Here is a 12998-nt window from a genome sequence, read left to right as displayed (position 1 = left end):
TGGGCGCGGCTCTCTCCCCGTCAATTGAGGCGGATAAGTGACGGGCTCGACGCTCTTGCGCGATTGGGTGCCTTCTTAACGTGGCCGACGAAAAGATCAATGCCGACAAGCGTCTTTGGCCGGTCTGGTGCGAAAGCCCCATCAAATTCCCTGTGATAAGATTCGCCCGACGGTCCTCGAATCACCTTGTGCCGATGTTCATGTTCCAGCGCCTCTTCGAGGGCCCCGGCCTCGGCCTCCGCCTCTATACGCTTGCCCTTGCGCTTGCCGGGATGCTGTCGGCGGGCACCGCCGCGGCCGAGGAGGCCCATGCGATCGCCATGCACGGCAAGCCGGCGATGCCCGCCGGCTTCAGCCACATGCCCTACGCCGACCCCGATGCCCCCAAGGGCGGTCGCCTGACCTGGGGCATTCTCGGCACCTTCGACAGCCTCAATCCCTTCATCGTGAGGGGATTGGCGGTGCAGCCGGTCCGCAACTACGTGGTCGAGAGCCTGCTGGCGCGCGGACAGGACGAGCCGTTCACGCTTTACGGCCTGCTCGCCAGGACCGTCGAAACCAATGACGAACGAAGCTTCGTCACCTTCCACCTCGATCCCCGCGCTCGCTTCTCCGACGGCAAGCAGGTCACGGCCGAGGACGTGCTGTTCTCCTGGCAGCTGCTGCGCGACCACGGCCGCCCCAATCACCGGCAGTACTACGGCAAGGTCGCCAAGGCCGAAGCGCCCGATCCCCTCACCGTCCGATTCGACCTGACAGGCGCCAACGACCGCGAGCTGCCGCTGATTCTCGGCCTGATGCCGATCCTGCCGAAGCACGCCATCGACGTCGCGACCTTCGAGGAGACGACGCTGACCGCGCCGATTGGCTCAGGCCCCTATCGCGTCACCGCGGTGAAGCCCGGCGCCAGCGTGACGCTTGCGCGCAATCCCGATTATTGGGGCCGCGACCTCGCCATCAATCGCGGGCTCTACAATTTCGACGAGATCCGGCTCGACTATTTTCGCGAGGCCAACGGGCAGTTCGAGGCGTTCAAGCGCGGCCTCTACGATTTCCGCGTCGAGCACGAGCCGCTGCGCTGGCACGATGGCTATGACTTTCCGGCAGCCAAAAGCGGCGAGGTGATCCGCGACACCGTCAAGCCCGGCCTGCCGCAGCCGTCCGAATTCCTGGTGTTCAACACCCGCCGTCCTGTCTTCGCCGACATCCGCGTGCGGCAGGCTCTGACGCTGCTTTTCGACTTCGAGCTGGTCAACCGCAGCTATTTCTTCGCCCTCTATTCGCGCGTGGCCGGCTATTTCGCCGGCTCGGAGCTGTCGGCCTATGGCAGGCCTGCGGATGCGCGCGAGCGTGAGCTGCTCAAGCCGTTCGCCGCAAAGATTCCGCCCGACATCCTGGACGGCAGCTACCGCCTGCCGGTCACCGACGGATCAGGCCGCGACCGCACCACGCTGCGCGCGGCGCTGAAGCTGCTGTCGGAGGCCGGCTACGATCTCGACGGCACCGTGCTGCGCAATCGCGCGACCAAGAGCCCCTTCACCTTCGAGATCATGGTCACGACGCGCGACCAGGAGCGCATCGCGCTCGCCTTCCAGCGCGACCTCAGACGCGCCGGCATTGAGGCCAGCGTGCGCTCGGTCGATCCCGTGCAATTCGACCAGCGCCGGCTCGCCTACGAGTTCGACATGATCCAGAACCGCTGGGACCAATCGCTGTCGCCCGGCAACGAGCAATATTTCTATTGGGGCAGCGCGGCCGCGGACAATCCGGGCACCCGCAACTACATGGGCGCCAGGGATCCCGCCGTCGATGCCATGATCGCCGCCCTGCTCGAGGCCCGTGAACATACGGATTTCGTTTCGGCGGTGCGCGCGCTCGACCGCGCCCTGATCGCGGGCTTCTACACAATCCCGCTGTTTAACGTATCGGAGCAATGGATCGCGCGCTGGAATCGGATAGAACGGCCCAAGACCACCTCGCTCTCGGGCTATTTGCCGGAGACCTGGTGGTCGAAGGGGCAGCCGCAAGCTCATCAAGCGAAGTGACGCCGTGAACCAGCCAGCAATATCGCCGACGCTCGACACACTGTTTCAGCGCACGCTGATGCGGCAGCCCCACGCGACCGCCCTGCTCGATCCGCTCAACAAGACACGCATCACCGGGCACCATCCGCGGCGGATGACCTACACCGAGGCCGATACCGCCATCGAGGCGCTGTCGGCGCATTTCGTCGAATCGGGCCTGCCGGCCAATTCCGTGATCGCGATCCAGTTGCCGAACACTGTCGAGTTCGTGCTGACCGTGCTCGCCGCCCATCGCGCCGGCCTCGTCGTCGCCGTGCTGCCGCTGCTCTGGCGCCATGCGGAACTGACCGCCGCGCTCAACCGCACCGCCGCGCGCGCCATCGTTACCATGAGCACGGTCGACGGCGTCAGCTATGCCGATCTGGCCATGCACGCCGCGGCCGAGGCGTTCTCGATCCGGCACGTCTACGGCTTCGGAAGCGACCTGCCCGAAGGCATGGCTTCGCTCGACGACGTCCTGGCACGCCCGCCCGGCACCACGCGCGCCGTGATCCAGGACGGCCGCAAGGCGGCCATGATCTCCTTCGACGTCACGGCGGAGGGCTTCCGCCCGGTGCCGCGGCCGCATTTCAGCCTGATCGCGGGCGGCCTTGCGATGTCGCTCGAAGCCGACATCAAGCAGGGCGCGACCGTGATGGCGGCGTTCACGCCGATGTCGTTCGCAGGGCTCGCCTCCTCGCTCGCGGTGTGGCTGCTCTCGGGCGGCACGCTGGCGCTGCATCATCCGTTCGAGAACGATGTGCTGGAGCAGCAGATCAACGAGCACGAATGCGAGGTGCTGATCGCGCCGGCGCAGCTCGCGCTGCGGCTCGGCGATGCCGACCTCGCGGCGCGGATGCCCACCTTGCGCAACGTCATCGGCCTGTGGCGCGCGCCCGAGCAGGTCGCGGCGAGCGATGCCTGGATCGCGCCGCATGCGCCGCTGACCGACGTCTATCTGTTCGGCGAGGCCGGATTGTTCGGCGCCCGCCGCGGCGAGGACGGCATGCCGGTGCCTGTCATGCCCGGGCCGCACGGCGCTCCGCGCGAGCAGTCCGGCTCCTCCATCGCCGGCGAGATCCTGCTGACGCCGAAGGGCACGCTCGGCCTGCGCGGTGCGATGGTGCCGATCGCGGCCTACGCCCCGCCGCAGCCGGTCGGCGAGACGCTGACGGCGCAGCCACCGCGTGACTATGTCGACACCGGCTATGCCGCGCGGCTCGATCGCCCGAGCGGCGCGATCTGCATCACCGCGCCGCCCTCCGGCATCATGGCGGTCGGCGGCTATCGCTTCCTCTCCAACGATTTGCAGGAATGGGCGCGCCGGCTCGGCCAGGGCGCCCTGCTCACGGCGCTGCCCGACCGCCTCTCCGGTCACCGGCTCGCCGGGCGAGCCCAGGACAATGCCCGCGCCCGCGAGGCGCTCAGCGAGCTCGGGCTTAACCCCCTGATGGTCGAGGCTTTTCGCGACCGCTCCGGGCCGGTCTAGGCGCGGTTTCAGCGCCTGCGTTGACGCAGCATTAAGGCGGCCAAACTAGATTGCGGCGGCAAATTGTTGCGCGATCAGAGTTTTTACATGTCCCAGGCGGGCCCGATCCTGTTTGTGTCCGATGCCGAACGCCCCGCCTTCGTGGCGGCGCTGGACGAGGCCCGGCTCTTTCCCGTCGTCGACACCGACTGGACCAGCGCGCCGCGCGCGGTCGAAGAGGTGCAGCCGGCCGCGGTTCTCGCTGCGGTCCATGCCGGGCACGAGCCGCATGTGACGCGGCTCGCAAAGACGATCGCCGCTCAATCGCTTTACCTGCCCTTCGTGGCCCTGGATGCGGCGGGCACGCTGCCGCACAACGCCCTGCCCTTCTCCTCGCGCGGCGGCAGTCCCGACCGGCTGATCGCGCGGCTCCGGGCGGCGCTGCGCGTGCGGACATTGCACGCAACGGTTCTGCGCCGGCTGCCCGAAGTGAAAATCGCGCTGCCGCAGGGCGATCCCGCACGCGATGCCACCGTGCTCCTGATCGGCCGCGGCGCGGCTTACCCTGCGCTCTCCGTCGCGTTCGGCGAACGCGTCGGCGTGGTCGGTGCGCTCTCGATCGAGGCTGCCGCAAAACACCTCAATACCCGCGACCTCGACGGCGTCGTGCTCGCCGAAGGTTTTACCGCGCGCGTGACCGATGCGTTTCTGACCGTGCTCGCCGAGGACACCCGCTTCCGCAGCCTGCCCGTGGTCGTCACCGCCCACCACCTCACCCAGAGCTACGACCTGCCCAATCTCGAGCTGATCACCGGCGAGCCGCCGAGGATCGCGGCCAACGCGCTGCCCTTGATCCGCCAGCACGCCATGGAAGCGCAGCTGAGCCGCACGCTACGCTCGATCGATGCCGGCGGCTGGCTCGATCCACGCAGCGGCCTGCTCACGGTGGAAGCCTTCGCCCGCGATTTCGCCAAGGCTGTCGAGCAGACGCTGGCCCGCGGCGGCGGCCTCTCGGTCGCGCGCTTCGCCTTCGATCCCAACAATCCTCGCGCCCAGCTCGACGCCGCCCGCATCCTCAGCCGCCTGATGCGGCAGATGGATTTTGGCGCCGCGCAGAAGGACGGCTCGGTCATCGTCGTGTTCGCCGAGACCGACTTCCGCACCGCGCATATGATCGCGCGCCGCCTGTCGGCGGTGATGCGGCACACCTCCAACGGCAAGCACGAGATGCGCAGCGATCCCGTCGTCAGCGTGGACTCGCTGTCGCCGTCGGACACGGCAAGGTCCTTGCTGGCGCGGCTGTCGGCGGACGCATCGAGGGCGGCGTCGTAGTTTTTCGCGAGCTGCAGCAACGAGCACCGTCATTGCGAGCGCAGCGAAGGAATCCAGATTCTCTGCGCGGAGAGACTCTGGATTGCTTCGTCGCAAGGGCTCCTCGCAATGACGTGGTGAGAGCCGGGCCTACGCCGCCTTCTTGCTCTCTGCGAGCTGCGCCAGCTGCCGCATGATCTCCGTCGTGCCCGCGAGCCGCTCTTCCGGCGTCTCCCAATCCTGCAGGAACACCACCTTCATATCGGGGCGCACCTTGGCAGCCTGGCCGTAGCTGCGGATGAAGGTCACGAGGCGTTCCGGATAGGCGAAGGAATTGTCGCGGAAGACGATGACGGCGCCCTTTGGACCCGCGTCGATCTTCTCGACATTGGCCCTGCGGCAGAACGCCTTGATCGCGGCGACCTTGAACAGATAGCGCACCTCGTCCGGCAGCACGCCGAAGCGGTCGCGCATCTCGGCGCCGAAATTCTCGATCTCCTCCTCGGTGTCGAGATCGGCCAGGCGCCGGTACAGCGACAGCCGCACCGAGAGGTCGCTGACATAGTCCTCCGGAATCAGCACGGGCATGCCGATGGTGATCTGCGGCGACCAGCGATCGGCGGCGGGCTCTGAGACGCCGGCCTTGAGGTTGACGATCGCCTCCTCCAGCATCGACTGATAGAGCTCGAAGCCGACCTCCTTGATGTGGCCGGACTGCTCCTCGCCGAGCAAATTGCCGGCGCCGCGGATGTCGAGGTCGTGGGACGCCAGCTGGAAGCCGGCGCCCAGCGTCTCCAGCGACTGCAGCACGGTGAGCCGGCGCTCGGCCTGCGCCGTGATCTTCTGCTGCGCCGGCAGCGTGAACAGCGCATAGGCCCGCAGCTTGGAGCGGCCGACGCGGCCGCGCAGCTGGTAGAGCTGGGCAAGGCCGAACATGTCGGCGCGGTGGACGATCAGCGTGTTGGCGTTGGGGATGTCGAGGCCGGACTCGACGATCGTGGTCGACAACAGAACGTCGAACTTGCCGTCGTAGAACGCGGTCATGATGTCCTCGATCACGGCCGGCGGCATCTGGCCATGCGCGACCGCGACCTTCATCTCGGGCACGTTCTTGTCGAGGAAGTCCTTGACCTCGGCGAGGTCGTCGATGCGCGGCACGACGTAGAACGCCTGGCCGCCGCGATAGCGCTCGCGCAAGAGCGCCTCGCGGATCATCAGGGGATCGTGCGGGGCGACGAAGGTGCGCACCGCGAGGCGATCGACCGGTGGTGAAGCGATGATCGAGAGCTCGCGGACGCCGGTCAGTGCCAATTGGAGCGTGCGCGGGATCGGGGTTGCCGACAGCGTCAGCACGTGCACCTCGGCGCGCAGCGCCTTCAGCCGCTCCTTGTGGCTGACGCCGAAATGCTGCTCCTCGTCGACGATGAGCAGGCCAAGGTCGCGGAATTTGATCGCCTTGCCGAGCAACGCGTGGGTGCCTACGACGATGTCGACCGAGCCGTCGGCGATGCCCTTCTTGACCTCGTTGAGCTGCTTGGTCGGGATCAGGCGCGAGGCCTGTGCGACATTGACAGGAAAGCCTTTGAAGCGCTCGCTGAAGGTCCGGTAGTGCTGGCGCGCCAGCAGCGTGGTCGGCACCACGACCGCGACCTGCTTGCCGTCGAGCGCCACGGCGAAGGCGGCGCGCAGCGCCACCTCGGTCTTGCCGAAGCCGACGTCGCCGCAGATCAGGCGATCCATCGGGCGGCCCTTTTCGAGATCCTTCAGCGTCGACTCGATCGCGCCCAGCTGGTCCTCGGTCTCGTCATAGGGGAAACGTGCGCAGAACTCGTCATAGACGCCCTGCTGCACCGGCAGCTTCGGGGCCTCGTGCAGCATGCGCTCGGCCGCGATCTTGATCAGCTCGCCCGCGATCTCGCGGATGCGGTTCTTCAGTTTTGCTTTTCGGGTCTGCCAGCCCGAGCCACCGAGGCGGTCGAGCTCGACCGTGGTTTGATCAGAGCCGTAACGCGACAGCAGCTCGATGTTCTCGACCGGCAGGAACAGCTTGGTCTCGGCGGCATAATGCAGCTCGAGACAGTCATGCGGCGCGCCGGCGACGTCCAGCGTCTGCAGGCCGATGAATCGGCCGATGCCGTGATCGACGTGGACGACGATGTCGCCGGCGGTGAGGCTCGTCACCTCCGAGATGAAATTGTCGAGCTTGCGACTGGCCTTGCGCGGCCGCACCAGGCGGTCGCCGAGGATATCCTGCTCGCTGATGACGGCGATCTCGTCGGTCTCGAACCCGCTCTCGAGGCCGAGCACCGCGAGCATGGTCTCGTTGCGCGGCGTCGCCTGCACCGTCCGCCAGGAATTGACGCTGGTGGTGTGGGCGAGCTTGTGGTCTCGCAGCATCGAGGTCATGCGGTCGCGCGAGCCCTCCGTCCACAGCGCGATCACGACCTTCTTGCGCTGCGCCTGCAAGGCCATCACATGCGCGACGACGGATTCGAATACGTTGACCTTGCTGTCGTTGCGCTCCGGCGCGAAATCGCGGCCCTTGCGCGCACCTGCATCGACGACGCCGGTGCCGTCGGTCGGCACCGAGAACGGCGTCAGCCGCGCCAGCGGGATATCGCCGAGGCGCTTGGCCCATTCCTCCTCGGTCAGATACAGCCGGTCGGGCGGCAGCGGCTTGTAGATCGCGCCGCCGCCGGGATGCTCCATCGCCTCGCGCCTGGCCTCGTAATAGTCGAGGATCTGCTTGAATCGCTCGCGCACGGCGTCCTCGGCCTGCGGCTCGATCGCGATCGCAGCGCCTTGCAGATAATCGAACAGCGTGTCCATCCGGTCCTGGAACAGCGGCAGCCAGTGCTCCATGCCGGGATGGCGGCGGCCCTCGCTGACCGCTTCGTACAGCGCATCGTCGCGCTCGGGCGCGCCGAACTCGGCGACATAGCCCATGCGGAATCTGCGGATGGTGTCGGTGACGAGCTGGAACTCGGAGACCGGCACGAGGTCGAGCGAACGCATGTCGAGCAGCGTGCGCTGGGTCTCGGCGTCGAAGGAGCGGATTGATTCCAGGCTGTCGCCGAAGAAGTCGAAGCGCACCGGCTGCTCGAGGCCGGCCGGAAACAAATCCAAAATGCCGCCGCGCACCGCGTATTCGCCGGGCTCGCGCACGGTGGAGGAGCGGTTGTAGCCGTTGTGCTCGAGCCAGGCGACAACGGTGTCCATCGGCACGACGTTGCCCGGCGCGACCGACAGCGCCTGCGCCGCGACCAGCTCGCGCGCAGGCACGCGCTGCACCACCGCGTTCACCGTCGTCAGCACGATCAGCGGCTTGTCGCTGCCGGTGAGCGAGGCCAGCCGCGCCAGCGTGGTCAGGCGCTGGGCGAGAACGCCGCCATGCGGCGAGACGCGGTCATAGGGTTGGCAATCCCAGGCCGGAAAGGCCAGCACCGGCAGATCGGGCGCGAAGAACCGCAATCCGCGCTCGAGCGACTGCATGCGCCCGCCGTCGCGGCAGACGACCGCAAGGCTGACCGCCGGCTTCTTCGGCCACCCCGCGATGGCACGGGCGAGATCGGAGACGATAAGGCCTTCGGCACCTTCCGCGACATTGGCGAGCGTCAGCGCGCGGCCGGGCGCGAGCAGCTCGGCCGGAGATTTCATTCCCTGCTTCATGCGTTGCCGTCCGCGATCGGAAACGCCGCCTTGATGCGGGCAAACAGCGCGCCGGCGACGTCGGCCGGCAGCACCTTGTCGCCCGTGATGGCGGCATAGAGATCGGGATCGTTGACCTCGAGCAAGGTTTCGAGCTGGCTCAGGTCGTCATCGGACAGATTGCCGATCTCGGCATCCGCGAAGCGGCCGAGGATCAGGTCCATCTCGCGCGTGCCGCGGTGCCAGCAGCGGAACAGAAGCCGCTTGCGGCGGTCATCCAGCCCGCTGCTCGATCGTGTCGTTCCCGTCATGTCTCAAATCCAGTCAAACGCAGAAAGCCCGGACGTGCCGGGCGGGGGTGATATAGCCACTCGAAGAGGCCATGTCAGCCCTTTGTTGTTGCAATTGTTTATGCTCGTCATTGCCGGGCTTGACCCGGCAATCCATCCTCTTGAATAGATGGATGCGCGGGTCGAGCCCGCGCATGACGATTGCTGCACAAATGCGCCCCAGCCTGCTCAATCCGCTGTTTGCTCCCGTGACCAGCCTGTCCGGCGTCGGTCCGAAGCAGGACAAGCTGCTGCAGTACCTGCTCAGCCGCAGCGAGACGCCGCGGCTGGTTGATCTGCTGCTGCATCTGCCGAGCCAGGTCATCGACCGCCGGGCCCGGCCGAAGATCCGCGACGCGGCCGTTGGAACCATGGTGACACTGGAGGTCACCGTCGATCGTCACCGCCCGTCCCCGCCGCGCAACGCGCGCGCGCCGCATCTGGTCTACGCCAGCGACGATACCGGCGACGTTGTGCTGACCTTCTTCCGCGCCAAGCCGGGCTATGTCGAGAAGCTGCTGCCGGTCGGTGAGAAGCGCTACGTCTCCGGCACGCTGCAGATGTATGACGGCATCCCGCAGATCGTGCATCCCGATCGCGTGCTCGACGAGGAGGCGATCGCAAAGCTCTCCGGGATCGACCCCGTCTACCCGCTGACGGAAGGCCTCGCGCTCGGCTCGCTCCGCCGCGCGATCGCGCAGGCGCTGCAAAAGCTTCCCGCACTGCCGGAATGGATCAGCCCGGAGGTGCTGCGCCGCTGCGACTTCCCGCCGATTACGGAAGCGCTCAACCGCGTGCATCAGCCGGTCGAGCTGACCGACATCCTGCCCGACCGTCCCTTCTGGTCGCGCCTCGCTTTCGACGAGCTGTTGGCCGGCCAGCTCGCGCTTGCCCTGATCCGCGCGCAGCTGCGCCGCCCCGCCGGCGTGCGCAATGCCGGCGACGGACATCTGCGCAACAAGATCATCGACGCCCTGCCTTACGCGCTGACGCCGTCGCAGCGCAACGCTGCGGCGGCGATTGCCGAAGACCTCAAGCAGCCGCTGCGCATGCTGCGCCTGCTGCAGGGTGACGTCGGCTCAGGCAAGACCGTGGTGGCGCTGCTCGCGGCCGCCGCGGTTGCAGAGGTCGGCAAGCAGGCGGCGCTGATGGCCCCGACCGAGATTCTGGCGCGCCAACACATCAAGACCATCGCCCCGCTTGCCGAGCGCGCCGGCATGCGTGTCGCCATCCTCACCGGCCGCGAGAAGGGCAAGGAGCGGCGCGAGATCATCAGCCAGCTTGCCGACGGCGAGATCGACCTGCTCGTCGGCACCCATGCGCTGATCCAGGACGATGTCGTGTTCAGGGATCTCGCGCTCGCCATCGTCGACGAGCAGCACCGTTTCGGCGTGCGCGAGCGCCTCGCGCTGACGTCCAAGGGCGAGGCTGTCGACGTGCTGGTGCTGAGCGCGACCCCGATCCCCCGCACGCTGGTGCTGACCTATTTCGGCGACATGGACATCTCCGAGCTGCGCGAAAAGCCGGCCGGCCGCCAGCCGATCGATACCCGCGCCGTGCCGATGAGCCGCATCGGCGAGGTCATGGAAGGCGTCGGCCGTGCGGTCGAAGCCGGCAAGCTGGTCTACTGGATCTGCCCCCTGGTCGAGGAGTCCGAGGCTGAGGGCACCGAGCATCTCACCAACGCCACCAAGCGTTTCGAGACCCTGCAAAAGCGCTTCGACGATCGCGTCGGGCTCGTCCACGGCCAGATGAAGGGCACCGAGAAGGACCGCGTTATGGCCCAGTTCGCCGCGCACGAGATCGGCCTGCTGGTCGCGACCACCGTGGTCGAGGTCGGCGTCGACGTTCCGGCCGCCACCATCATGGTGATCGAGAACGCCGAGCGTTTCGGTCTTGCCCAGCTCCACCAGCTCCGCGGCCGCATCGGGCGCGGCTCCGAAGCATCGACCTGCATCCTGCTGTATGGCGAGCCGCTCGGCGAGATGTCGAAGGCGCGGCTGAAAGTGATCCGCGAGACCACCGACGGCTTCCGCATCGCCGAGGAAGACCTGAAGCTGCGCGGCGAAGGCGACGTGCTGGGCGTACGCCAGAGCGGCCTGCCCGGCTACCGCATCGCGCGCCCGGAGGTGCATGGCCAGTTGATCGCCCAGGCAAGAGACGAGGCTCTGCGAATCCTTAAAGAGGATCCGAAGCTCAAAGGCGAGCGCGGTGAGGCGCTGCGGTGCCTGCTGTATCTCTATGAACGAGACGAAGCGATTCCGCTGATCGGAGCGGGTTAACATTGAGGCAGTGCCGCAAGGTTCGTGACAGACGCAAAGGCACCGGATCCTCCACGTCATTGCGAGCGCAGCGAAGCAATCCAGACTGCCTCCGCGGAAAGATTCTGGATTGCTTCGCTGCGCTCGCAATGACGTGTTGAGGGAGCGAGAATGCGCGCGATCAGGCCTTCTTCCGCGCGATGCTCGCCGCGAATGCCTTCATCAGCTCCGCATCCACAGCCTCCCCCATCGCATCCTCCGCCAGATGCTCGAACCACCGCGCAAAGCCCTCGTAGATCTGGCTGGCCGGATGATCGGGCCCGAGGAATCCTGAAATCTCCCGCATCTCGGCGACCCAGCGATAGGCCTTCGGAATCATGTCGGGCAGCGCGATCTCGAGCCGCGCCAGGATGGCGGGTTGGCTCAGCGCGAGCTCGTCGCGGAGCGCATCGGCTGCGCCCGCCCTCGTGGCTGCGATCACCATCGCCGAGCCGATGCCGGCGAGGCCCTTGACGATGCCGGCATAGGACATTTTCAACGCGGACGCCGCGCCGACCGGGCCTTGGACGATCCGCACGTCGAGGCCGAGATCCCCAAGCACGGCAACGTCCTTGGCGTGCTCGCCCGACATGTAGAAGGCCGGGCTCTTGCCACCTGGCTGCGGCGGAAAGCCGATGATGCCGGCATCGACGAACGGCGCCTGCACCGAGCCGATGATCTCCTCGATTCTTTGCACGGTATCGACATTGACGGCATTGCAATCGACCACGACCGGCTTCTTCTCGCGCCTGACGATCAGCGCGGCCAGCCGTTCGGCCAGCGCGACGGCCTGGCCCGGCGGCACGATCGAGAGGATGATGTCGGCGTCCGCGATCGCGTCGTCCTCGGCGCCGACCATGCCGGCGTCCGCCGCACGTTTGCGCGTCGCCTCGCTCCGCCCCTGCAGCGACGTCAGCACGCGCGCACCGTTCTCGCTGAGGCGGCGGGCCACGGCGCTGCCCATTGCACCGGGCGCGAGGATCGCAATGGTTTTGGACATCGTGCACTCCAGGTCGAATTCCGAGCGGCAGGTTCGGTCGAGCTGAGCCTAGCAGAGGACGAATGCGCCCGCGTGAACGCGACCATCCCGCAACGGAATGGCCCTACTCCGCCTTCGCAGGCTCGGGCCGGAGCGTGGAGGCATTGGCGATCCGCGCAGCATTCGCCATGCCCGCAAGCGCGGCCGCCTTCTTCGGATCGGGCGACGAGCCCGGCTGCACCACGCCGGCCGACATGATCAGCGTCGCGGCGTCCTCGGCGGTGAGATCGACCTCGATGATCTTGCTCTTGGGGACATAGAAGAAAAAGCCGGTTGTCGGATTCGGCGAGCACGGCAGGAACACCGACACGTGCTCCTCCTGCCCCGGCAGGCTGCGCGAGATGTCCTCGTTCGGCGATTGCGAAATCAGCACGATCGACCACATGCCCGGCGAAGGAAACTCGACCAGGCCAACTCTCCGGAAGCTCGAGCCCTTGCCCGAGAACAGCGTCTCGAACACCTGCTTCAGGCCGCGATAGATCGCGCGCACCGCCGGGATCCGGCCGAGAAAGGTCTCGCCGACATCGACCAGCGTGCGGCCGATCAGATTGGCCGCGAGGAAGCCGACCAGCGTCAGCGTGAAGAATGCGACAATCAGTCCCCAGCCGGGAATGACGTAGGGAAGATAGGTTTCCGGCCGGTAGGCCAGCGGCACAAACGGCCGCACCACGCCGTCGACCCAGGTGACGAACCACCAGACCAGATAGAGGGTGATAGCGATCGGCCCCGTCACCACGAGGCCAGTCAGGAAATAATTGCGGAAACGGCCCATCAGACCGGTATGCGGTTCCGGAACGGGATCAAGAGGCGCAGGCGCGTCGTCGCGGGGGGTCATTCGGG

General features: G+C 67.0%; 8 protein-coding genes. 4 read left to right on the top strand and 4 right to left on the bottom strand.

What is annotated here, in order from left to right; translation table 11 throughout:
• Nucleotides 1-194 precede the first annotated feature (194 nt).
• The 3 genes from ABIA40_RS11180 (at nucleotide 195) to ABIA40_RS11170 (ending at nucleotide 4863) form a co-directional block, all read left to right on the top strand.
• Complete coding sequence (locus tag ABIA40_RS11180) at nucleotides 195-2045, top strand: extracellular solute-binding protein (protein ID WP_271537991.1); 1851 nt, start codon at nucleotides 195-197, stop codon at nucleotides 2043-2045.
• A gap of 4 nt (nucleotides 2046-2049) precedes the next feature.
• Entirely contained in the window at nucleotides 2050-3552 is a 1503-nt protein-coding gene (locus ABIA40_RS11175) for a class I adenylate-forming enzyme family protein (RefSeq protein WP_271537970.1), read from the top strand.
• 87 nt (nucleotides 3553-3639) lie between these two features.
• Entirely contained in the window at nucleotides 3640-4863 is a 1224-nt protein-coding gene (locus ABIA40_RS11170; protein ID WP_271537969.1) for a GGDEF domain-containing protein, read from the top strand.
• Between the two features lie 129 nt (nucleotides 4864-4992).
• Here the strand turns inward: ABIA40_RS11170 and mfd are convergent, their stop codons facing one another.
• Together mfd and ABIA40_RS11160 are read right to left on the bottom strand one after the other, a co-directional pair.
• Nucleotides 4993-8511, bottom strand: coding sequence for a transcription-repair coupling factor (gene mfd, locus ABIA40_RS11165; protein ID WP_404541023.1), 3519 nt, complete (start codon nucleotides 8509-8511; stop codon nucleotides 4993-4995).
• Nucleotides 8508-8801: a succinate dehydrogenase assembly factor 2 gene (locus tag ABIA40_RS11160; RefSeq protein ID WP_404541021.1), complete on the bottom strand. Its 294-nt coding sequence runs from the start codon at nucleotides 8799-8801 to the stop codon at nucleotides 8508-8510. The genes mfd and ABIA40_RS11160 overlap by 4 nt, the downstream gene beginning before the upstream one ends.
• Before the next feature lie 191 nt (nucleotides 8802-8992).
• Here ABIA40_RS11160 and recG point away from each other — a divergent pair, with 191 nt between their 5' ends.
• The gene (gene recG, locus ABIA40_RS11155; RefSeq protein WP_404546209.1) at nucleotides 8993-11101 is read left to right on the top strand and encodes an ATP-dependent DNA helicase RecG; all 2109 of its coding nucleotides are present in this window, start codon (nucleotides 8993-8995) and stop codon (nucleotides 11099-11101) included.
• Nucleotides 11102-11261: 160 nt separating this feature from the next.
• On the opposite strand, the gene ABIA40_RS11150 is transcribed toward recG, so the two are convergent.
• Complete coding sequence (locus ABIA40_RS11150) at nucleotides 11262-12119, bottom strand: DUF1932 domain-containing protein (protein WP_404541019.1); 858 nt, start codon at nucleotides 12117-12119, stop codon at nucleotides 11262-11264.
• A 103-nt stretch (nucleotides 12120-12222) separates the two neighbouring features.
• The gene (locus tag ABIA40_RS11145) at nucleotides 12223-12993 is read right to left on the bottom strand and encodes a DUF502 domain-containing protein (RefSeq protein ID WP_157286027.1); all 771 of its coding nucleotides are present in this window, start codon (nucleotides 12991-12993) and stop codon (nucleotides 12223-12225) included.
• Nucleotides 12994-12998: the final 5 nt, after the last annotated feature.

Origin of the sequence: Bradyrhizobium sp. USDA 223 (assembly GCF_044909005.1) — a bacterium.
GTDB lineage: Bacteria > Pseudomonadota > Alphaproteobacteria > Rhizobiales > Xanthobacteraceae > Bradyrhizobium > Bradyrhizobium yuanmingense.
Note: the sequence above shows the minus strand (reverse complement) of the source record. Positions and strands in the feature narration are given on the sequence as shown.

Excerpts from the sequence above, each read along its gene's own strand:
- recG (WP_404546209.1), top strand. The coding sequence starts at position 8,993 with ATGCGCCCCAGCCTGCTCAATCCGCTGTTTGCTCCCGTGACCAGCCTG.
- ABIA40_RS11180 (WP_271537991.1), top strand. The coding sequence starts at position 195 with ATGTTCATGTTCCAGCGCCTCTTCGAGGGCCCCGGCCTCGGCCTCCGC.
- ABIA40_RS11145 (WP_157286027.1), bottom strand. The coding sequence starts at position 12,993 with ATGACCCCCCGCGACGACGCGCCTGCGCCTCTTGATCCCGTTCCGGAA.
- ABIA40_RS11160 (WP_404541021.1), bottom strand. The coding sequence starts at position 8,801 with ATGACGGGAACGACACGATCGAGCAGCGGGCTGGATGACCGCCGCAAG.
- ABIA40_RS11170 (WP_271537969.1), top strand. The coding sequence starts at position 3,640 with ATGTCCCAGGCGGGCCCGATCCTGTTTGTGTCCGATGCCGAACGCCCC.
- mfd (WP_404541023.1), bottom strand. The coding sequence starts at position 8,511 with ATGAAGCAGGGAATGAAATCTCCGGCCGAGCTGCTCGCGCCCGGCCGC.
- ABIA40_RS11150 (WP_404541019.1), bottom strand. The coding sequence starts at position 12,119 with ATGTCCAAAACCATTGCGATCCTCGCGCCCGGTGCAATGGGCAGCGCC.